This is a genomic window from Halorubellus amylolyticus, assembly GCF_034808145.1.
Lineage (GTDB): Archaea > Halobacteriota > Halobacteria > Halobacteriales > Natrialbaceae > Halorubellus.
Window position 1 is genome coordinate 40,452 of record NZ_JAXHGM010000015.1, and the last position, 21,805, is coordinate 62,256.

The following is a 21,805-nucleotide window of genomic DNA, read 5'->3' on the forward strand; positions in this document are numbered from 1 at the left end:
TGTTGGTTAATCGACGCTCAGTACTGGCGCTACTCGAGACTGGGGCCGTAGCGAGCCGAGCCACACACCCGACACTCCCAGATCGGTTGCCCCGTCCACGCCTCATCCGGGACCGACTCGTGGGTCTTGAACCGATGGTCGGTCGCCCGTCCACAGTTCTGGCAGTCGAGTTCCTGAGTCGTCGGTACCGACGACACCTGGCGATCAGCCGCAGCCTCGCCAGTGGATTCGGTCAGCGCCATCGCTGGAACCAGCCACACCGCGTCGTCGGCATCGTCGAGGACCGCGTCGAGACGCGACGCGTCGCGGATGCCATCCCCACGCTGGTCGTAGAGCCGCGTCGGGGCCTGCTCCTGAGGCTCCGCCGCTTCCTGCCCGTGCCACCCAGTCCGGTCACGGGCGGCACTGAGAAGCCGCTCTCCCTCCTCTGACGACACCTGTACCGCGTCGGGAAGTGAGGGCCATTGTTCGGCCAGCTGGCGCGCCGGTGCCTCGTCGAGGTCGTAGATGAGCGTGTAGTCGTCGACGGCCGGCTCCGCCTCGTTGGCGGAGAGGAGGTTCGCTGCCGCGCCGCCCTTCGCGACGGCGCCGTAGAACGTGGTCGACTCGACGACCAGGTGGACGATGCCGAGGACCGTCGTCGACGCTGACTCGCCCGTGCTAGTCGCGTCACTCCCGAGATGGTTGGTAAGACAGAACCGGCATTTCGTCTGCCCGTCTGGGACTGACGCCCCACAGGACCGGCACTCGCCGTCGGTTACCGTCGGCGCAGCAGGGTAGCCGTCAGTGCTCGTTGCGACACGTTGCCGTCTGGGGTTACCTTCACACCCGTCATCCAGCCTCGTGTCCGGAATATGGGACGCCTCGCCGGTCGGCCGCAGTTCTTCAAAATCAGAATATCTGTTGTGCATCGGTTGGCTCATCGCTTCTGTCGGTTTCGTATTTCAATGTCCGGACGCCTATGCTCGTAACGAACTCTTGATTATGCGAGAAGGTACAATCATATATGAGTGTAAGGCACGAACACTATTGCAAGAGGTGCCACGCATGTCCGAATCTCCGCGAGATGGCGTTCAGTCGTGGGATAAGTCGATGAGCGCCCGCGACCGCATTCGGGCGGTCGCCGAGTCACTTCGGGAACCCCGCTCAGTTAACTGGATCAGCGAGCAGGCCGACGCCGCCTGGAGCACGACCAACGAGGAGCTCCAGGATCTCGTTGACCAGGGCCAACTGCGTCGCGTCGAGGCCGGCGAGACGACTCGCTATCAGCCGGACTACACGCGCCTGCTCTTCGAGGAAATCCGTTCGCTCATCGAGGAGAACACGCGCGAGGAGCTGCGCAACGAATTGGCGGCGATCACCGAAGAGATCGAGGAGTGGCAGGCGACCTACGATGTCGAGACGTGGGAAGAGCTCGAACAGTCGCTTGCTGATGGCGATCTCGCAAGTGACGAACTTCACGAACGCCGTGACGTGATTACACGCTGGGAAGAGAATCTGGAGGACCGTCGCCTCATCAAGCACGCGTTGGTGCTCTACTCGGATGTCGAAGCTGCTCGCGAGCAGATGATGGACCTGGCTGACCGCGCCATGCGATAATGCCGCCTTACGGCGGGTTTGATGCGCTATTCAACTGGTCGATGTTGTTGTCCTCGTACGCTGCCCGCCACATTGCGTGGACGGCACGTGTCACGAGTGAGACCTCAGTCACGTCGATACACGACGGTTCGGCGTCCGTCGTTGCGGCCGCAGGCGGGGGATGGAAATGACTCTCGGGCGAGTGTGTGTTCGGGTGACGATCGAAGCGCCAATTGACATCGTCGCTATCGACGTAATGGAACGAATACATCCCCAGTTCGCTCCACTGGATATCGAGCCGAGCGCTCTCGGCATCGGCGAGCCCATCGCTGAGACTGATCTGCAGTTCTGTGGGAGCGACGACATCGTCGTACGCTGTGGCGTCAACGAGCGGTTCGAGGTCGAGCCAGAGGTCACGAATCCGCTGGAGTGCCGGAAGATAAATCGGTCCGAACTCGCCGGCGCGGTCGTCGTCGCTCATACAGCGAGCTGGTGGCTGGCCTCGTCGTACGCGAGTGCTGCTTGCGCGACGGCGAGATTCTGTCGCGTCGTACGCCACGCGGTGAGGTCATCCCACCCCTCCGTCTCGTCGCCGTCGAGTTGCTGGGCGAGTTCTTCCGGGGACACCACGTCGTACCGGTCCTCGTAGCGCCGGATCTCGGCCTTCATCTCCTGGATACTGTCCAGCAACTCCGGTCGAGTGACTTCCTCACGCAGCTCGCGGATCCGGGACATCAACACCCGATCACTGTTGCGCTTGTACAGCGTCGTTTGGCCGTCCTGTTCGGTCTCGGCGAAGCCCGTGTTCACGAGCGATTTGCAGTGGCGACGCGCTGTCGGCTCGCTCACGAGGGCCCGCTCGCCGATCTCGGCTGCCGACTGCCCGTCGTGGGTCTGTTCAACGACTTCGTACACCCGCTCGAACGGCGTCGTGTCGTCTTTCCAGTCCGCCTTGACCTGCTCGTTGACGTCGTCCCACGTCTCGGTCATACTGGGTGCTACGCGGGCTAGGAACAAATAGTTTCCTAAGAAAACTATCTCTTTTTAGCTGTGTTCGTGCAGGAGCGTTCTCAGGCTACCTGCTCTTTTAGTGTCTCGTAATGCGCTCGGACGGTCGTCGGCGTGACGTTCCCGGACTCGGCGACAGCACACTGCGTCACCCACCGCCCCTGTTCTTGGCCGGCCGTGTAGAGACAGGCCGCGGCGAAGCCGGCCGGGTGGACGCCGGTCGTCACCCCCGCCTCCTCGGCTGCTTCGGCAAGTACTCGCGCCCGGCGTCGGATCCGCTCCGGGCAGTCGAGGTCGGATGCCAGCCGCGGAATGTACATCGTCGGCCTCACGGGTTTGGCTGGGAGTCCCAGCTCCTTGTTGAGTGTCTTGTACGCGTTCGTGACCCGCGATTCTGCGACCGTCGCCACCGTCATAATGTCGTCGAGGAGCTGCGAACGGCCGTTGCACCGGCAGGCTCCGTAGACGCTGGCCGCGCCGATGGCTTCGATAGATCTGCCACGAAGCAGATCCTCGTTTTGCGCGCTCCTGAAGAGCTGGCACGCCTGACCGCGAATTGACTCGGAAAGTTCGAGGGCACTCGCTAACCGGCTCACTTCGCCCAATCCGTGTGCGAGATTCCGTTCCGCTTTCGACCGCCAGCGACCCCGGATCTGCTCACGGCGCATCCGCGCCAGTCGCCGTCGCTTCTGCCCAGAGATCTCGTTCCCCTTCGCGTCGGTACCGCGACCGATCTCCGTCGACAGGCCGCGATCATGGCGAGCCGCAGTGAGTGGAGCACCCGTTCGCTCGCGCTCCTCGTTGTCGTACGCCCGCCACTCCGGCCCGTGATCGATGCGCTGTTCGTCGATGACCAGCCCACAGTCCTCGCAGACCGTTTCGACCGCGTTCGTCGTGACCCGGCCGTCGCACTCGGGGCATTGGTTCGCACTCGATTCCGTTCGAACGTCTTCGTCGAATCCGCTCTCGTAGATGTCTCTGGTTGCCATCGTTCTCACCGTGATCGAGGAACTCGCCAGTACAGCGAGCCCCTCACCCATCGAGGGGTAAATAGACTCCAATTGCTCCCAAAGTTCCATCATCTACTCTGCTGAAACACGAGAAAGAGTAATTCAGAATGCCCAACGATACTGACCCACTCTCTCAGGCAATCCACGACCAGCTTCTGGAACTTCTTCAGGAAGGAGAACTCGACGAGGAACCCACCGAAGACGAGATCGCGGAAGCTACCAGCGAGGTCATTGAGGCTGTTGGGGATAGTATGTACCAGCAGGTCCGCGAGGATGACGAGGGATTGCGACGGCTCTATGAAACCAAGGCAGAATTTCAGCGCGGGATCGAAGATCGCTGGGGGGAACCTTTGGAACTGCTTGAACGGTTCATTATCTGGTCGCAAGAAACGGGTGATGCAATTAACTCGGAATATCGGCTCCAGGCAGCTCAGGAACAGGACTTCGTATTTGACGCTCTGACTCGACTTCACGCACGGGCAGTACAGGTCGCGATGGAGATCCACCACCTGCTCAAAGGCGGATTTGCTGATGGAGCCTTTGCCAGATGGCGATCCCTTCACGAACTCTCGATTACCACTACCTTCATCAAGCAAGCAGGCTCCGACACAGCCGAGCGTTTTCTGCACTACCGGTATCTCTGGGAATACTACTTCGCTCAGACGTATCAAGAACACGCAGACGACCTTGATGAGGAACAGATCGATGATGAGACGATGGCGTCACTCGAAGAGGGGAAAGTGGAGCTGGTAGAGCGGTTTGGATCCGATTTCGACGATAACGGGTACGGAACCGGGTGGGCAGCAGACGCATACGAGGGTGGTGGCGGGCCGTCGATTAGGGACCTCCAGGAAGCTGGCGATCTGAACCATTACCGGCCATATTACCGGCTAGCCAGCGAATCGGTCCACGGGGGATCGAAGGGGACCCTTGACCGGCTCGGTATCATCGATATCCCTGACGTTGAACAGCCCGACCTCCTACTGGCTGGCCCGTCGAACGCAGGGTTGGCCCGTCCAGGCCAGTTAACGGCGGTCTCCTTGGCGCAAATCACGTTTGCGTTTATTGAGTGGCAGTCATCTGCGACTCATGTGGCGGAAATGAAGGGAATGGAACAACTCGTGAGCGACATCCAAGATGCATTCGCAGCGGCTGCCGAAGAACTAGAGGAGGACGAACGAGACCGACTGGAGGAGTGGGCCGATCAAGATATCGTCGATATTGCTCTAAATCACGTGGGCACGTCAGTGTTGTTCATCGATGAATTCGTACGTGAGCAGACCGAGTTCGAGTCACAATCGGCGTTTGAGAACGCGCTTCCGGTCAACCTTGACGAGATGACGGATGTAGACGATCTCCCAGAGGCCGTGGACACAACGATTCGAACTAATTCCGATTACAGCTCCCTCGAAGAGCTGGTTGATGCTGCTTTCGAAGAATGGGTTTACCGAGAGGTCGACCTCTCTGAATTCGATGTCGATTCGTGATTGAGGTTGTGGCTGCGCGCGCAGCGACGGTAGGAGCGAGCACGGAGCGGAGGGTGGGGCGGCGGGGTCAGGGTCGGTCCGGCAGACAACAAAAAAGAGGGTCGCCTTGACTGAATATTCTTCCCACTACCGTCTGCTTCCGGGAGCACTCCTCCGTATGCTCAATAACCCTGTAATAAGTGGGTCTGTGAACTGGTTGTTGGAGAAGCTATCAGTTCCGGTGGGTATTTTGAAGCCCGTGCTGTATACACAGCGCGTATGTTCCAGTCTATCTCTGATCAAAAGCCGGGGCAAGTGATCTAACAGGAACTCGCCGAACGTTGGTAATGAACAGACAGAGTAGGGCAGGCCGTGCTGTTGGTTCAAGTAGGTGCGTTATCAAAGAACACGTATGGAGGTTGTTGACTACGAACTGTTCGCCGTCCCTCCCCGATGGTTACTCCTCAAACTGGAGACGGACGAGGGAATCGTCGGGTGGGGCGAGCCAATCGTCCAGGGCCGGCTGGAGACCGTCCGGACTGCCGTCTCGAGCCTCATCGAAGAGCACCTGCTCACCGAGAACCCGCTTCGTCCGGAGTATCACTGGCGAAAGCTCTACCAGAGCGCCTACTTCCGTGGTGGGCCAGTCCTGATGAGCGCTCTCTCGGGGATAGACCAGGCGCTCTGGGACATCAATGGACGGTATCACGACGTCCCAGTACACCAGCTCCTCGGCGGTCACGTCCGTGACCGGATGCTCGTACATAAATATCTGAGTGGAGAGAGTGCCGAGAAACTCGCCAAAGAAGCAATACAAGCCCGTGAGCAGGGGTACCGAGCGTTCAAGACGAATTTACCTGGTGAGGTGAACCCGCTTGCGACACCCGATAGACTCGCCTGGGTCACCAACCAAATTTCAGCGATTCGGGACATTGTCGGCGACGATGCCCTCCTTGGGCTCGACTTCCACGGCCGAATTTCGAAGCCGATGGCGCGTGCACTCCTGAAACAGCTCGAGCCGTACAATCTCGCATTCGTCGACCAACCACTCCTCCCGGAGCACACGGAGATGTTCAAGTCGCTCAGCGGCCAGACGACGATTCCACTCGCGACGGGCGAACGCCTGTACTCGCGGTACGATTTCAAAGAACTGCTCGTCAACGACGCTGTCTCGATTATTCAGCCCGACGTCTCGCACGTCGGTGGTATTACCGAGATGCGGAAACTCGCTTCGATGGCAGAAGCCTTCGATGTCGCCGTCGTTCCGCACTGTCCACTTGGGCCTGTCGCGCTCGCTGCGAGTCTCCAGGTGGGATTTTGCTCGCAGAACGTCGTACTCCATGAACAGGACCTCGATGTCCACGATCCGGACTCAAGTCAGTGGCTTAGATACCTCCGTGACCCCGACGTGTTTGAGTTCGAGAACGGGTATATCGAACGGATGACTGGGCCCGGTCTCGGTATCGACGTTGACGAGGATTTCGTCCGTGAGAAGGCAAGGTCACGGGTCAACTGGTATAGCCCGATCTGGCACCATGAGGATGGCAGTCTCGCCGAGTGGTGATTCTCACCGCGACTTGTCATCCACCAAGCACACAGCCGGTATTGGGGCGCCCCGTCGAGAGCCACGAGTAGAACCTGGGGCGGTATCTATCGACAAAGGCTGCAATCGAACAGGAGAGGAGCGCATCGTCCGCACCGGTCATATTTATTGAAAAGAACGTATTCCGGAGAATGATTGGGATCTCTACTTCGCGAGGTCGATCTGAATCGTCTTCGCAGTGCTAATTACTTGGCCAGTGATGTCCTCTTCGAGGTAGCGACCAGACAATCGTTCGCTCGGGCCGCAGACACCGATTGCCGCCGCTGGCGCGCGCTCACCGAGACCAACTGCCGTTGCGACCCCGACGACGTCCGAAAACTGTTCTCCTCTGCAAAACGAAACGCCACTTTCACGGATCGTACTGAGTTCTGAATTGAGGGTTTCTGGAATCGTCAGTGTGTCGTCCGTCAATCGACTGAGACCGTGTTCTTCGATGATCGAGTCGACACGGTTCCGGTCAAACGACGAAAGAATCGCCTTTCCGGGTGCGTTGACGTGGAGGGGTATACGACTTCCACAGGTGTAATCAGGTAACCAGGGTTCACTTCCCATTGCTGTATAGACACAGACACCCACCCCGTCTTCCTCTACAAACAGCGTCGAAACCTCACCTGTCACTCGTGCGAGATTCTCGACGTTGTGTCTGACCTGTGTGAATCTTGGAATATTGTGTCGGATGTCTTCTGCGATTTTAATGATCCTAAACGAAGAGAGGTATCGTTGTTCTTGTTTTCTGGCGTAACCGAGGTCAATGAGTGTTTTGAGGTGTGTGTAGACCACACCTTTCGAGAGGCCAACAGCGTCTGCGATCTCCGTCACGCCCAACGACCCCTCAGCCCTCACCAGCTGCTCCAGAATCCGGAACGAGTTGACCGTCGCTTGAACCCCTTGCGAGCTATTTCGGGTCATCAACGCATCGTATGAAGAGTACGCGCCTCCGTTATTAGTGTTTTGTAGAGAAGAACACGAACCGGTTTTTCTGATCAATACGTTCCAGATATAACCCTCATGAACTACCACACATATATTTATCATTATATTTTGTATATGATTTTTAATCGTGTTTTTCTCTGAAAAACAAGGCTAAAATGCCGAAATGGGGCCACAATGGGCTTCTAACTGAGGTTTCTGTACCTGGGCAGAACCGTTATATACTACTTTCCGGTGTCATCGAATCGGCGTAAAACGATGAAGACAGCTACACTGACCGACGCCCACACGGTAGAAACCTCCGACAGGGAGCGACCGGAACCTGGTCCGGACGATATTCTTGTCGCGATCAGCGTCTGTGGCGTCTGTACGACAGATTTGCACATGTACAGCGGAAACCTCACCGTCGACTACCCGATGGTACCCGGACACGAGAGCGCCGGAGAAGTCGTCTCTGTCGGTGAGAACGTCGACAGCTACGAGGAAGGAGACCGGGTGGCCATCAACCCATCGGTTCCCTGCAACGAGTGCCGGGCGTGCAAGGCCGGTCGGGAGAATCTCTGCCACGACCTCACGTCTATCGGCGGAGCAGCCAAGAACATCATCGATGGCGCGTTCGCGGAGTACGCGGCTGTGCCTGTCGGAAACGTTGAAAACATCGGCGACCTCGATTACCGGACGGCGTCGGTCGCCGAACCACTCGGGTGCGTCATCAACGGTATCGACCAGGTCGATTTGACGAGTGGGGAGACGGTCGTCGTGGTCGGTGGAGGGTTCATCGGTCAGGTGATCGTCCAGACACTACGAACGAGCGGTGCAGGGACCATCGTCCTATCTGAACCGGTCGCCGAGCGGCGGGAAGTCGGCCTCGAACTCGGGGCCGATTACGCCATCGATCCGACCGAAAAGGACCCGACGACCGCTATTCCAGACCTCGTCGGAGATGTCGACATCGCCATCGAGGCTGTCGGCCTTCCGAAGACCATCCAGCAGGCACATGGCCTGACTGGACCGGGTGGCAGGACACTCATCTTCGGCGTCCCCCCTGAGGACACAACGGTCGAATTCTCGCCGTTTGACCTCTTCTTCGAGGAGCGAGAGATCGTCTCGAGCTACTCGCTCACGCCGAGTACGTTCGCACGAGCCGTGACGCTGCTTCAAAACGGCCGTATCGACGTCGACGCGCTCGTCACCGATGAGTTCGGTCTCGATGGGCTCGAGACGGCGTTTGAGCAGATGGAGGCTCGTGAAGGCCTGAAGAAAGTGGTGTACCCCTCGCAGTAGCGCAGCACAGCTTGGCTAACCAACTACACAAACACTGAGACACACAACAATGACGAAAGAAATCGACAGACGGACGTTAATAAAGACAGCCACGGGTGTTGCGGCCGGTACGGCACTTGCTGGCTGTACGCGTGGCGGAGGCGGAGAGACAGCGACTGATTCCGGCGACGGCTCCGGTTCGGATGGCAGTGGGAGCTCATCATCAGGTGAGCCTCCGATTCCACTGAGTGAGTACGACGCGGACATCGACTGGGCTCAGTTCGAGGGATCACAGATCAACATCGGTGCGGTCCAGCACCCGTGGGTAGAGGCGATTAAACCAGCTATTCCGACGTTCGAGGAACTCACTGGAATCGATGTCGTCTGGAACATTCTTCCGGAGAACCAGTTCCGGACCAAGCGTCAGACCGACGTGAGTACCGGTGCCGGCCAGTTCGACGTCTTCTTCATGGACCAGGTGGTCAACCAGTACCGCGAAGAAGGGTGGCTTCAGGCCCTCGATCCGTACTTCAACGACAGCAGTCTGTACGACGAGGATTGGTACCAGCCGACGGACCTCTTCGAGGCGTCACGGTGGCAGGCACACGGTGGTGGCTTCAGTGAGAACTGGACCGGGCTCCCGATTACTGTCGAAGTCCAGACCCAGTTCTACCGCACGGATCTCTACGAGAAACACGGCCTCGAAGTCGCCGAGACACTGGAAGGGTTCGTCGAGAACGCCCAGGCGATTCACGAGAACGAGTCGGACGTCGTCGGCACTGTCGGTCGCGGACAGAAGGGCTACGGGATGAACATCTACGTGCTGAACACCTTCCTTCGGCAGAACGGTGCCGAACTCTGGAGCGAGTTCCCGAGTGACTCCGGCCTCAACTCCCAGGGCGTTATCGACGCGGCGGAGTGGTACACGAGCCTGCTGCGGGACTTCGGCCCCCAAGGCGCATCTACACAGTCCTGGTCGGACGTACTCTCGACGATGCAGGAGGGTCGTGCGGGCCACATCGTCGCCGACGCCAACCTGTTCTGGCCCGGACTGACCGGCTCCGACTCGTCGGTCGCCGACAACGTCGGCATCGCCAAGGTACCGTCCCCGTCCGATGGCCAGTTCTCGCCGAACGCGTACAACTGGCAGGTCTCCACCTCAAAGAACGCGCAGAACTCCGAACAGGGGTTCCTGTTCATGCTCTGGGCGACGTCGGAGCCGACCAACACCTGGATGCATCTGAACAATGAGGCCGCGTTCTCGGTCCGGCAGTCCGTCTGGGAGAACGATGAATTCCGCTCGCGTGTTGGTGAGGGCTTCGCACAGGTCACGCTCGAATCCTTACAGGCCGCAGCGCCGGATCCATTCGATCGTAAGTATCCCGAGTGGGGCCAGCGCTACTCAGAGGAACTGCAGCGAGCTCTCGCCGGACAGAAATCCGCCGAAGCTGCCATGACCACCGCGGCGGGGATTGCAGAAGACATCTACAGCGAGTAACGCAACCGTTTCAAGCTAATCACCAACAATGAATACCCAGACACAAACAGAAACGGTAACCAAAGACCAGCCCAGCTTCGCCAGACTGCGGAATCTGTGGAACGACTACCTCCCGTACTGGTTCATCGCACCGATGGTGCTGGTGATGGTGATGATCACCTTCTTCCCGGGTGCGTACGATCTGTACCTCAGTCTGATCGAAGAGCCCACAGTGAACATCCTGAACGCCGAGTTCGTCGGCCTGAGCAACTACGAGACGGCGTTCACCCGTGGGGGTGCAATCCACTCGTTCGTCATCACGATTACCGTCGTCGCCAGTGCGCTGCTCCTCGAGAGTTTCCTCGGGTTCTTCCTCGCCGCACTCGTCGCGGGCGTCGAGTCCTCGCGGGCGAAATCGTTCTACCGGGTGTTGTTCATCATTCCGATGGCCGTTGCACCCGTCTCGCTCGCAACGATTGGCCGTATCATGCTGAACAGTGAGATCGGGGTCATCCCATACTTGATCGAGACAGTGACTCCGTTCGCAGCTCCAGCGTTCCTCTCGGAGATCCCACTGCTGACGGTGATTCTTCTCGACACGTGGAACTGGACGCCGTTCATGTTCATCATCTTTTACGCCGGCCTCTCGTCGGTACCCGGAACCCTCATCGAGGCGTCGCGGGTCGACGGCGCGCCGCTGTGGCGGCGGTACGTTCACGTCATCATCCCGTACATGAAACCGGTGGTGTTCGTCGCTGTCCTCATCCGGATGATCGACCTGTTCCGGACGTTCGGTGTGGTGTACGGCCTGACCCAGGGTGGCCCGGGGACGGCGACCCAACTGGTGAGTATTAACATTTACGAGCAGATGTTCATCAACAACTCACCTGGGGTGGCGACCGCAATCGCAGTCGTCTACCTCGTCTTCGTCATCGCCATCGCCAACATTGTCATCGCGAAGGTCGGCTTCGAGGGGGTGTGGGACTGATGGCGACTCAGTCTCAAGACATCGATTCTGCGACCGGCTCGCAATGGCTCGACAAGAGCACTCAAGAGACGCTCGTTCGGATCGGCCGGCACGGCCTCCTATTGGTGTGGTCGTTCATCGTGCTGTTCCCGCTGTACTGGCTGGCCTCGATGTCGCTGAAACCGCCAGGGGAGGCGAACGCCCTCCCGCCGGATTGGATCTTCCTGCCGACAGTGTACAACTACATCCAACTCGCGCAGGACGGCGCGTTCCTCGCAGCCTTCGCCAACAGCGTCATCATGGTCGGAGCGTCCGTGGTACTTGTCCTGCTCATTGGCGTGCCTGCCGCGTATGTCCTCTCGCGGTGGGACATCCCGATGGAGCGGGACGTGCTCGTGTGGATTCTCTCCTCACGTATGCTCCCGCCCATTGCCGTCGTCATCCCGTTCTTCGTCATCTTCCGGGAACTCAACCTGTTCGACACGCGCATCGGGATGGTGTTCATGTACGTCAGCATCAACCTCTCGCTGGTGGTGTGGGTGATGAAGGCGTTCTTCGACGGCATTCCCGAGACGCTCGAAGAGGCAGCACGTGTCGACGGGGCGACCCGGTTCCAAGGCTTCCGCAAGGTCGTCCTCCCGGCGGCCAAACCTGGAATTTTCTCGGTCGCCATCATCAGCTTCATCTTCGCCTGGATCGAGCTGCTGTTCGGTCTCGTACTGACGAACTTCAATGCGGTTCCGGTGACGCTGTTCGTCTACTCGTTCATCGGCTCTCGCTCTATCGAGTGGGGGATGCTCGCAGCCGCCTCGACGGCGATGATCATCCCCGTTGTGATCTTCCTGATCGCGGTGAACAAGTATCTCGCCGCTGGTCTCAGCTTCGGCGTGGTGATCAAAGAATGAGTACGAACACGACTTCGCACGGACGGCACGCACTGTTCGCAAAATACCCCTCTGCGGCGGGGGCATCGAGCCGCATCACGGAGGAGAAATAATGGCAAGTATCACGTTAGATGACATCACGAAACGCTTCGGTGAGGGCGGCGACTCGGTCGTCGCCGTCGACGACGTCTCACTCGAAATCGAAGACGGCGAGTTCGTCATCTTTGTCGGCCCATCGGGGTCGGGGAAGTCGACGCTCATGCGGATCGTCGCGGGGCTCGAAACGCAGACCGAGGGAGACATCCACATCGGCGATGCGCTCGTCAACCAGCTCGGTCCACGCGCACGGGACCTTGCGATGGTGTTCCAGAACTACGCGCTGTACCCGAACATGACCGTCGAGGAGAACATGTCGTTCGGGCTGAAGATGTCGACTGACCTCTCGAAGCAGGAGATCAAAGACCAAGTCACGGAAGCCGCCGAGATGATGGGCATCGGGAACCTGCTCGATAACAAACCCGGCGAACTCTCCGGTGGGCAGCAACAGCGTGTCGCGCTCGGTCGGGCGATCGTCCGGGATCCGAACGTGTTCCTGATGGACGAACCACTCTCGAACCTCGACGCGAAGCTCCGGACGACGATGCGAACCGAGATCAATCGCCTCCAGAACGACCTCGACACGACGACGCTGTACGTCACGCACGACCAGACCGAGGCGATGACGATGGGTGATCGCCTCGTCGTGCTCAACTACGGTGACCTCCAGCAGGTCGGGACACCGCTGGAGTGCTTCTACCGTCCACGGAACCGTTTTGTCGCCGGTTTCATCGGTTCACCGTCGATGAATTTCTTCGAGGGTGACGTCGAGGACGCCAGTACGCTAATCTGTGACGGCTTCAAGTACGAACTCTCCGAGCGGATGTATTCGAATGTCGGTGACCGTGCGGAGGTCACCATCGGGGCAAGACCGGAAGATATCGAACTGCACGACGATTCCATCGACACGAACGGGTTCGAAGTCGTTGTCGACGTCGTCGAGCCGATGGGGAGTATCTCGTACGTGTACATCCAGCCAGTCGACCAGTCCCACGAGCAGACGTTCGTCGTCGAGGTCGACGGTCAGCAACCGATCGCTGAAGGACAGCGGCTGTACGCACACTTCCCGCCCGAGGATGTCCATCTCTTCGATACGAAGTCGGGTGAGACGATCCATCAACGCAAACTCGACAACGATGTCGAGATGCTCGCTGGTGGACAGTCACAGAACGCAAGCACGAGTTCCAGCCAGTTATAAGAATTTGAGATGATCGACACTCCTTCGAACGCGAATCGTGGCCGGCTACTCGCGACGCTCCGGATGCAGTATCCGGACGCACTCGCAGAGCGCGGCTTCCAGCTGCTGCACCCGATGTCTGGCGACCCGTACACCGACCACCGGCGACACCTCGTGGCGACGTGTCGGTCGATCGCGAACTTCGCGGTCGGCGCGGTCGCCGACGGCCCAGAGTGGTGTCTCGACGCTGCCGAACACGGGCTTGCGTTTCTCCGGCAGGCGCACCGCACTGACGACGGGGACGGCTATCACCTGGTCGTCGACGGCGATGGCGAGCCGCTCGACCGGACCCGATCGGCGTACGGGCACGCCTTCGTCCTCCTCGCGTACGCACGTGCGACAGCGGCCGATATCGACGGCGCCGAGGATGATCTCGTGGCAACCCACGAGCTGATCGAGGATCGCTTCCGCGACGGCGCCGGGATGCTCCGGAGCGACTGCGCTCCCGACTGGACCGAGCAGGAGGAATACCGCGGCCAGAACGCGAACATGCACGCCTGCGAGGCCTATCTCGCCGCCTACGAGGCCACGGGAGAACCGAGGTACCTCGACCGTGCCCGGCATATCGCGCACAAAATCACGATCGCTCTCGCTGGGAAGACCGACGGGCTGCTGTGGGAACACTACACTGACGACTGGGAACACGACTTCGGATACAATGAGGACGAACCTCGTCACCAGTTCCGGCCGCCGGGGTACCAGCCCGGCCACCACGTCGAGTGGGCGAAGTTCCTCGCGCTGCTCGACCGGTACGATGACGCGACCGTAGCCGACACCGAGGGGGGCGACGGGTATGTGTCCGAGGGCGGTTGGTACGCCCGCGCACTCGAGTTGTTCGAAACTGCCATCGAATACGGCTGGACGGAGACCGGCTTCGTGTACACCCACGAGGAAGACGGGGCGCCCATCGTGCCGGATCAGTACGGCTGGGCACTGGCGGAAGCCATCGGCGCCTCCGCGGCGCTCACCGAGCGTGCCGCCGCACACGAAGATGACGCAGCCGACCGACTCCGGACGCTAAACCGCCGGTTCATCGAGTGTACCGACCGCTACCGCGGCCCTGCTGGCCCGTGGTACGAAAAGCGGGTTCCGACGGATCACGGCGACGACCTCGTCGCCCCGGACCCACCGGGCGTCGAGCCCGACTACCACCCTGTCAGCGCATTCTACGAATGCTGGCGCTCCGCGCACGACGCACAGCCTGCCGACCGTACATTCACGACCGCGAACACAGATGAGTGACAGATACGATATGGACCCGACAGTAATGCTCCCGCCGAAGCCGGATCGGCGGTGGACCATAGCCAAGCAACTCGGCATCGACACTGCTGTCGTGCGCTTCTGGGGCGTTGACGACTGGTGGGAGTACGATACGCTCCAGCGGACGGTGACCCGATTCGAGGACCACGGCTTCTCGCTGGACGTCGTCGAGGATCGGCCGCCGATGGAGAAGACTGTCCTCGGGAACGCGGGCCGTGACGAGGAGATCGAGACTGTCAAAACGCTGATCGAGAACATGGGCCGACTCGGAATCGACACGTACTGCTGGGTGTGGACCGAGAACCCGCTCGGCGTCATCCGCACCTCCGACTCGCTGCCGGGACGCGGCGACTCCCAGCGCATCGGCTACGACCACGAGTGGATGGAGCGTGCTCCTGAGCACGACGCTGCCGGAATCACGAAAGACGACCTCTGGGAGAACCTGGGGTACTTTCTCGACGAGGTCGTCCCAGTCGCCGAGGAGTACGGGGTGAACCTCGCGTTACATCCCGACGACCCACCGACCTCACCCGTCCGGGGCGTCCCGCGGATCGTCCAATCCGTCGAGGACTACCGACGGATTCTCGACCTCCACGACAGTCCACACCACGGCGTCACCTTCTGTCAGGGGAACTTCTCCGCGATGGCCGGCGACACGATCGAGGCGATCCGAGAGTTCGGCGACCGGATCCACTTCGTCCACTTCCGTGACGTCGAGGGTGACGAGCGGAACTTCGTCGAAACGTGGCACGACGAGGGGCCGACCGACATGAAGGCCGCAATCGAGGCGTACCGGGAGGTCGGCTTCGATGGGCCGATCCGCCCGGACCACGTCCCGCGGATGGTCGGTGAACAGGACCGCGACGACGCGATGGCTGGGTACACCGACATGGGGCGGCTATTCGCGATCGGGTACATCAAGGGTCTGCTAGAGTAGCGCGGCGTCCCCAACCATCACCAATACAATTGACACAACCAATGACACTCGACACGATAGCGGTCACTGGAGGCAACGGGAAGATCGGCTCGGCGATCCTCGAACACCTCGGAGAGCACGGCTACGAGACGGTGAACGTCTCGCGCGGGAAACGACGCGAGGAGGTCTCGGACACGTACGTGACGACGGACCTCCTCGACGCCGGCGAGACCTACGGTGCGCTCGCGAAGACAGGCGTAGACGCCGTCATCCACATGGGAACGATTCCAGACCCCTACGGGAACCCCGATTTCAGGGTGTACGAGAGCAACGTCATGTCGGCCGCGCACGTCCTCGAGGCGGCCGACGCGCTCGGGCTAGAGTCAGTCTGTCTGGCTTCCAGCATCAACGCCATGGGAAGCGAGCATCAAGATCGTCGGGCGGACGTTCGGTACGTTCCACTCGACGAGGCCCACCCGCGCACGCCCGGCGACCCATACGGCATCGCCAAACACGCGATGGAGGTCACCGCGGACGGGTTCGGCCGGCGCCCGACGACCGACCTCACTATCTCCTCGCTGCGGTACCCGTGGGTGACCACCGACGAGGAGATGGACGAGTACTTCGTCGAGCCCGACCGGTCACTCGACGCACTTCACGACGTCCATCCGGCAACGGGCCGGGAGGTGCTGTTCTCCTACCTCGCGATTGCGGATTCGGCGTCGATCGCCCGGAAGGCGGTCGAGGCGGACTACGACGGCCACGAGGTGTTCTGGGCAGTCGCAGGCGACACTACGGCCGACGCGACGACCGCCGAGGTCGTCGAGACGTTCTACCCTGCGGCCGATCTGCGGGAACCACCCGCCGGCCACGAGGCGATCGTCGACCTCTCGAAGGCGAAGGAGCTGCTCGGTTGGGAGCCCGAACACAGCTGGCGGGATCTGTAACCCCTGATGAACGAACCGGAGTTCGCCGTCGTCGGCTCGTACACTCGGGACGGAGGCGATGGGCTCTCGACACACCGCGTCGATGGCGTGTCGATCACACTGTGTGATACCGCTCGGGAGGAAGACCCGTCGTTCCTCGACATCCACCCGACGGAGCGGTTCGTCGTCGCCGTGAACGAACGGGAGAACGGATCGGCAGTCAGTTATGCCGTCGACGAGGACGATGGCTCCCTCGACCGGCTCGACGGCACGGGAACCGGGGGCGACGGGCCGTGCCACGTCGCGCTCGACCCGACTGGAGAGTACGCCGTCGTCTCTCACTACGCCGGTGGCTCGGTGACCCTGCTGTCCGTGAGTACTGGCGGCGGGCTCGACGGCCCGTTGGACAGACAGGAGCACGAGGGATCCGGGCCGAACGACGACCGCCAGGCGGCCCCGCATCCACACTCGGCGTGGTTCGTCACGGACTCTCTCGTATACGTCCCCGACCTCGGCACCGACCAGGTCGTCGTCTACGAGCTGGACCGTCGCACAGAGCGGCTCCGCCTGCTTGGCGACGCGCCGGTCGACTGTGAGCCGGGTGCCGGGCCGCGTCACCTCGCGGTCCACCCGAACGAGCCTGTCGGCTATCTCCTGAACGAACTCGACGCGGCCCTCACGGTCCTCGACCTGACCGACCCCCGATGTCCCGTCGTCGAAGAGACGCACTCGACGCTTCCGGACGACGTCGATCCGAACGGAACCATCGCCGCCGACGTTCACGTCCACCCCGACGGCGAGCACGTGTTCGCCACGAACAGGGGACACGACTCCATCGCGTCGTTCGCGACGCAAGACTCGCCACTGAACGTCTCGCGGACGGACATCAGACCCACGGATGGGAAGTGGCCGCGCAACTTCGCGATTCACCCTGACGGCGAACGGGTATTCGTCTGTCACCAGCACAGCGACACCATCGTGCCGTTCGGGTTCGACTCCGACGCAGGGACGCTCGACCGAATCGGCGGGGCGACAGCGCTTGGTGCCCCGGTCTGTCTCAGGTTTATAGCGTAGAGTGCCGTCTTTCTGCGTGAACACCCCTCGGTACGATGTCGAGTGGTCCTGTTGGATTATTCTGATGTATGGCGTTTTTCCGGACGTGCTGAATAGAGGGCGCGAGTCGGTCCAGAGCCTGAACCGGAAAAGAGCGGCCCAAATAAGCTCAGATTCAGCTGGTCAGATCTTACGACAGGTCGAGTACTCTCGCTTCTGCTTTGTGCAGATGTTCGTGGAACGTAGAGGTTGTAATACTCAACTCTGTAGCCAGCTCTCCCGCTGTGATGGCCTTTGGGTGCTGGTAGTACCCCCGTTTCCGTGCCAGCTGAAAGATTTCCCGCTGCCGATGCGAGAGTCCATCGAGGGGGAGTGAGTTCGAGTCCTCCGTACGGCTGGCACTGGTAATCGACTTCACGACAATCTCTGCGTCTCGTTCGTCTCGAATCTCATCGAGCAGTGATCGAATCGTCTCACGAGTGGCATTCGAGAGGACCGTCCAGTGCTCGGTCTTTCCGAAGGCATCCACTGGGGCACCATAGACGAACCCACGAGACGTGAACGCGTCGCTGATCTGTGTCTTTCCATCGTGCTCGACCAACAAGTCACGGGTTGCATTGCCAGGTGTTGGGGCACGACCGTGTCGATACCCGTGGGTCATCCCCGAAACTGAGTACACTGCTGGATGGTTTCGAACCACCGACAGACCCTCCGCTATAGTGTCCTGTTCGTCACCATAGACAGTGTAGTGCGTGCTCGCTCTGCCACTCTCACGAGTGTAGATTGCGTATCCCAGGAAACCGACGTCAACCTGTGTCGTCACGTCTAGCACCCAGCACCCAGGATGCCACACATCTAAAGTGAGTCGTAGTGTTTCTCCAGACTCGGTCGCACTCATAGTCGTGTATAGCAGTCACCAATAAAAAACGAGATGGGTTGGCACCTGCTATAGCAGGTTATGTGCTCATCCCATCGGCGTGGATACACGGAGTATGGACGAACAAAAGGTCGCTGTGGTGACTGCTGCTGGAAGTGGAATCGGCGAGGCATGCGCACGGAAACTGAGTGAGGATGGCTACACTCCGGTACTGATGTCACGGTCAGGGAGCGCCGTCGAGGTCGCAGAGGAACTCGGCGGGGCCGGATTCGAGGGGTCGGTGACGAATTACGACGACTTGGCGGCGCTCGTCGAGACGACACAGGAACGCTACGGGCGTATCGACGCAGTGGTGAACAACACGGGCCACCCGGCGTCCGGCGACCTGCTCGATATCTCGGACGAAGAGTGGCACGAGGGGCTCGATCTCGTACTGCTCAATACGGTTCGGATGGCGCGACTCGTCACGCCCATCATGGAGAAGCAGGGTGGCGGGGCATTCGTGAACATCTCCACGTTCTCGGCGTTCGAGCCCTCCGCGACGTTCCCCGTTTCGTCGGTGCTGCGGGCTGGACTTGGGAGCTTCACCAAGCTCTACGCCGACCGGTACGCCGCCAGTGGGATTCGGATGAATACCGTCCAGCCGGGATTCGTCGACAGTTACGAGATAGACGAGGAGACGCGAGTGCGAATCCCGATGGACCGACCAGCACGAACGGCCGAGATAGCGGACGCAGTCGCGTATCTGGTCTCTTCTGAGTCGAGTTACATCACCGGCCAGAACATCCGCGTTGATGGCGGCCTCACCGAGTCCGTCTGATCAGTAGGGACCTGCTTCTGTCCCATCTATCGCCGGTATCTTCTTTGCTGAATACAGCGCGCAAATCCAGCAGTTACACGAGTCCCTTCTCCAATCGATTGGAACAGTAGCACACCTACAGAACGTATTTCCCAACACGCGGTGTTTGAGCGGCTGTGTGGTGATGCGTATTAACGACAGCGACAATCGATATCCTGCTACAAGGCATCGTCCTCGGGTTCTCCATCGCCGCGCCGGTCGGCCCGATCGGTGTGCTGTGTATCCAGCGAACGCTCTCTAAAGGGAGACTCTCTGGATTCGTGAGCGGCCTCGGAGCCGCGACTGCGGACGCCGTGTATGGGGCCACCGTGGGGTTCGGAATCACGCTCGTCTCGGCACTCCTACTAGAGTACCAGACGGTGATTCGTCTCGCCGGCGGAGCGTTACTCCTGTACCTCGGTGTCTAGTCCTTCCGTACCGAGCCTACGAACGACGCTACCGCAGCGACCGACACGGGGGAACTCACCAGAGACTACGGCTCGACATTCCTGCTGACGATCACCAATCTGGTGACGATTCTCGCCTTCGTCGGTATCTTCGCCGGGCTTGGAATCGGGACGTCGGGAGCGTACATCGAGGCCGCCGCACTGGTCGGTGACGTCTTTCTCGGGTCGGCACTCTGGTGGCTCACGCTGAGCGTCGGTGTGAGTCTGCTCCGGGGTCGGTTCACTCGATCGGTGATGCGCCGGGTGAACCGATTGGCTGGCCTCGTGATCGTCGCCTTCGGCCTACTCGCGCTCTCGGGAGCACTATGAAGTCACCAACTACTCGCCACTCGAACGGCTCAGTGGCAGTCGTCCCCAAGGGTCGGTCGATTGCTGCATGCACCCTCTAAGTCGGCCACGGCGATTCTGACGGAAATCAGGGATATTACGACCTGATCCGTTCTATCGTTCATCCGTATGTACGTCTCGTTTGGATGGTTGCGCTAAGAGGTGTGCGAACTATCTATGCTCTTAGTCCCTGCAGGCGTGCTGCTGAATTCGTTCGGGTAGTCCGACCTTCCCACAGACGGGACACTCCCGCAGCGGTGTCGGCGGGAGGTCGGTCCAGGCATCCAGCGCGGCGTCGAGCTGTGCTTCCACGATTGGCGAATCGGTCCTACGGCGGGCTTCGCGGAGGTGAATGCGAAGCCGTTCACGCGCCGTGAGTGTCGTATCGTCAGTCATAGTGAGACGGGATAACTGGTGGCCCCGCCACCCATCGCCGGGGGCGAGCAACACCACCGGATCCGATTAGCGAATATCGGGCTGAAGCGGGGCGAACTCCTCCCAGATCATATGGTGGCGCTGACAGAGCGTGATCAGATTCTCAAGTCGGTTTGCCCGTTCGTAGTCCAGAACCCCGTCGGCATCGATGAATGCGCCAAGCGGCGTAATGTGGTGGACGTTCAGGTCACGATCCCAGCGCTCGCGATGGGTCTCACGGTCGATGGAACATCCTGGCATCTGGCACTCGAAGCCGTCCCGTTCTAAGGCACGTTTGCGCTGCTTGTACCAGTTTGGGCCGTATGAGATATCCCCATAACCACCCTTCCAAGTGGGATGATCTGGACCGCTCGGCTGGCCGCGATATTCCATCCCGGCCGCCTCCACAGCCTGCTTCCATGATCCATACCGTCGGATGTACGGGTAGATCGTGATCTTCCCGTGTTCTCTCATATCCACAGTTGAGGGAACATGCCCCAGTTCATCGCGGAGCCGAGTGAGCTCCGTCAGTAACTCCTCTTCGGGGATATTTCGCCGCGTATGTGGGTCAAAACCTGCCTCCTGAAGTGCAGCGTTCCAACTACCGAATCGCCGCTGGGCGACTTTCGTTGCGTACGCTCCTTGTTCACCCATTTCGTAGGCGGTCGGTGGCCGCCCAAGGTCTTCTTCGAGCGTCTGAATCGCTGAGATTACTTCTTTTGGTGTAACCTTGGCCGATTTCGTCGTCGATAGCTCTGCAGCGTCGAGACCGGTATTCCACGATCCGAATCGCCGTTTCACCACAGCTGGAGATACTTCCCCGTGTGTCTTCATTTCCGATACTGACGGAGAGTGACCGAGCATCTCGGCCACGCGCTGTAACTCCTCGATTACCTCCGTTTCTGAGTAGGAATGATCGAGTGGTTCAAGACCAGCTTCCTGCAGTCCCTCTCGCCAACTCCCGAACGTTGATTGGACGGCACCAGCTGTGAACTCTGTCTCTTTCTCAACCTCGGGTTGCATCGGCGTTCGGCCTTTTTGTTCGGCGACACGTCTGAGCTCCTCAATGATGTGATCCGGCGTGATTGACCGCTTGTGGCCTGCTATGTGGCCAGCAATCTCGACGTTCGTTTCGAACGATTCGCCGCAGATGTCGCACGTGTAGTCTCCTTCGATTTTCATACGTAGCTCCGAGCGTTGGGCACGCC

The 21,805-nt window shown here is 60.0% G+C and carries 22 protein-coding genes; 15 read left to right on the plus strand and 7 right to left on the minus strand.

The genetic code is table 11. The annotated features are described in order from the left end of the window. Positions 1-29: 29 nt before the first annotated feature. Positions 30-911, minus strand: coding sequence for a biosurfactant protein 1 (locus SM754_RS19540; RefSeq protein ID WP_323677817.1), 882 nt, complete (start codon positions 909-911; stop codon positions 30-32). Between the two features lie 136 nt (positions 912-1,047). Between SM754_RS19540 and SM754_RS19545 the strand changes: the two genes are divergently transcribed. Next, the gene (locus SM754_RS19545; protein WP_323677818.1) at positions 1,048-1,599 is read left to right on the plus strand and encodes a DUF7342 family protein; all 552 of its coding nucleotides are present in this window, start codon (positions 1,048-1,050) and stop codon (positions 1,597-1,599) included. Between the two features lie 7 nt (positions 1,600-1,606). On the opposite strand, the gene SM754_RS19550 is transcribed toward SM754_RS19545, so the two are convergent. The 3 genes from SM754_RS19550 to SM754_RS19560 all read right to left on the minus strand — a co-directional run bounded on the left by SM754_RS19550 (position 1,607) and on the right by SM754_RS19560 (position 3,575). Beyond that, positions 1,607-2,059 carry a toxin-antitoxin system TumE family protein gene (locus tag SM754_RS19550; protein WP_323677819.1) on the minus strand — a complete coding sequence of 151 codons (453 nt, stop codon included), beginning with the start codon at positions 2,057-2,059 and terminating at the stop codon, positions 1,607-1,609. After that, positions 2,056-2,568 carry a winged helix-turn-helix domain-containing protein gene (locus tag SM754_RS19555; protein ID WP_323677820.1) on the minus strand — a complete coding sequence of 171 codons (513 nt, stop codon included), beginning with the start codon at positions 2,566-2,568 and terminating at the stop codon, positions 2,056-2,058. The genes SM754_RS19550 and SM754_RS19555 overlap by 4 nt, the downstream gene beginning before the upstream one ends. Positions 2,569-2,648: 80 nt before the next feature. Next, positions 2,649-3,575, minus strand: coding sequence for a transcription initiation factor IIB (locus SM754_RS19560; protein ID WP_323677859.1), 927 nt, complete (start codon positions 3,573-3,575; stop codon positions 2,649-2,651). 128 nt (positions 3,576-3,703) lie between these two features. On the opposite strand from SM754_RS19560, the gene SM754_RS19565 reads away from it, so the two are divergent. Both SM754_RS19565 and dgoD read left to right on the plus strand, forming a co-directional pair. After that, the gene (locus SM754_RS19565; protein ID WP_323677821.1) at positions 3,704-5,083 is read left to right on the plus strand and encodes a DUF5677 domain-containing protein; all 1,380 of its coding nucleotides are present in this window, start codon (positions 3,704-3,706) and stop codon (positions 5,081-5,083) included. Positions 5,084-5,474: 391 nt separating this feature from the next. Continuing rightward, entirely contained in the window at positions 5,475-6,626 is a 1,152-nt protein-coding gene (gene dgoD, locus SM754_RS19570; RefSeq protein WP_323677822.1) for a galactonate dehydratase, read from the plus strand. 183 nt (positions 6,627-6,809) lie between these two features. On the opposite strand, the gene SM754_RS19575 is transcribed toward dgoD, so the two are convergent. Beyond that, a complete protein-coding gene (locus tag SM754_RS19575) occupies positions 6,810-7,574 on the minus strand; it encodes an IclR family transcriptional regulator (protein WP_323677860.1) in 765 nt (254 codons plus the stop codon). Positions 7,575-7,853: 279 nt separating this feature from the next. Here SM754_RS19575 and SM754_RS19580 point away from each other — a divergent pair, with 279 nt between their 5' ends. The 9 genes from SM754_RS19580 (at position 7,854) to SM754_RS19620 (ending at position 17,695) form a co-directional block, all read left to right on the plus strand. Beyond that, positions 7,854-8,879, plus strand: a complete 1,026-nt coding sequence (locus SM754_RS19580) for an alcohol dehydrogenase catalytic domain-containing protein (protein WP_323677823.1) — start codon at positions 7,854-7,856, stop codon at positions 8,877-8,879. A gap of 49 nt (positions 8,880-8,928) precedes the next feature. After that, entirely contained in the window at positions 8,929-10,356 is a 1,428-nt protein-coding gene (locus SM754_RS19585; protein ID WP_323677824.1) for a substrate-binding domain-containing protein, read from the plus strand. A 28-nt stretch (positions 10,357-10,384) separates the two neighbouring features. Continuing rightward, positions 10,385-11,323 carry a carbohydrate ABC transporter permease gene (locus tag SM754_RS19590; RefSeq protein WP_323677825.1) on the plus strand — a complete coding sequence of 313 codons (939 nt, stop codon included), beginning with the start codon at positions 10,385-10,387 and terminating at the stop codon, positions 11,321-11,323. Beyond that, positions 11,323-12,207 carry a carbohydrate ABC transporter permease gene (locus SM754_RS19595; RefSeq protein ID WP_323677826.1) on the plus strand — a complete coding sequence of 295 codons (885 nt, stop codon included), beginning with the start codon at positions 11,323-11,325 and terminating at the stop codon, positions 12,205-12,207. Before SM754_RS19590 ends, SM754_RS19595 begins: the two co-directional genes overlap by 1 nt. 91 nt (positions 12,208-12,298) lie before the next feature. Then, entirely contained in the window at positions 12,299-13,480 is a 1,182-nt protein-coding gene (locus SM754_RS19600) for an ABC transporter ATP-binding protein (protein ID WP_323677827.1), read from the plus strand. A gap of 9 nt (positions 13,481-13,489) precedes the next feature. Further along, a complete protein-coding gene (locus SM754_RS19605; protein WP_323677828.1) occupies positions 13,490-14,761 on the plus strand; it encodes an AGE family epimerase/isomerase in 1,272 nt (423 codons plus the stop codon). 10 nt (positions 14,762-14,771) lie between these two features. Continuing rightward, positions 14,772-15,716: a mannonate dehydratase gene (locus SM754_RS19610; protein ID WP_501993832.1), complete on the plus strand. Its 945-nt coding sequence runs from the start codon at positions 14,772-14,774 to the stop codon at positions 15,714-15,716. 41 nt (positions 15,717-15,757) lie between these two features. Continuing rightward, the gene (locus SM754_RS19615) at positions 15,758-16,642 is read left to right on the plus strand and encodes an NAD-dependent epimerase/dehydratase family protein (RefSeq protein WP_323677830.1); all 885 of its coding nucleotides are present in this window, start codon (positions 15,758-15,760) and stop codon (positions 16,640-16,642) included. Between the two features lie 6 nt (positions 16,643-16,648). Continuing rightward, positions 16,649-17,695, plus strand: coding sequence for a lactonase family protein (locus SM754_RS19620; RefSeq protein ID WP_323677831.1), 1,047 nt, complete (start codon positions 16,649-16,651; stop codon positions 17,693-17,695). A gap of 169 nt (positions 17,696-17,864) precedes the next feature. On the opposite strand, the gene SM754_RS19625 is transcribed toward SM754_RS19620, so the two are convergent. Beyond that, positions 17,865-18,572 (minus strand): helix-turn-helix domain-containing protein, encoded by a 708-nt coding sequence (locus SM754_RS19625; protein WP_501993829.1) that lies wholly within the window; start codon positions 18,570-18,572, stop codon positions 17,865-17,867. A 94-nt stretch (positions 18,573-18,666) separates the two neighbouring features. Here SM754_RS19625 and SM754_RS19630 point away from each other — a divergent pair, with 94 nt between their 5' ends. The 3 genes from SM754_RS19630 (at position 18,667) to SM754_RS19640 (ending at position 20,165) form a co-directional block, all read left to right on the plus strand. Next, a complete protein-coding gene (locus SM754_RS19630) occupies positions 18,667-19,371 on the plus strand; it encodes an SDR family oxidoreductase (protein ID WP_323677833.1) in 705 nt (234 codons plus the stop codon). Positions 19,372-19,595: 224 nt separating this feature from the next. Then, a complete protein-coding gene (locus SM754_RS19635; protein ID WP_323677861.1) occupies positions 19,596-19,817 on the plus strand; it encodes a LysE family transporter in 222 nt (73 codons plus the stop codon). Between the two features lie 102 nt (positions 19,818-19,919). Further along, positions 19,920-20,165, plus strand: coding sequence for a hypothetical protein (locus tag SM754_RS19640; protein WP_323677834.1), 246 nt, complete (start codon positions 19,920-19,922; stop codon positions 20,163-20,165). Between the two features lie 480 nt (positions 20,166-20,645). Here the strand turns inward: SM754_RS19640 and SM754_RS19645 are convergent, their stop codons facing one another. Continuing rightward, positions 20,646-21,779 (minus strand): homing endonuclease associated repeat-containing protein, encoded by a 1,134-nt coding sequence (locus SM754_RS19645; protein WP_323677835.1) that lies wholly within the window; start codon positions 21,777-21,779, stop codon positions 20,646-20,648. Positions 21,780-21,805: the final 26 nt, after the last annotated feature.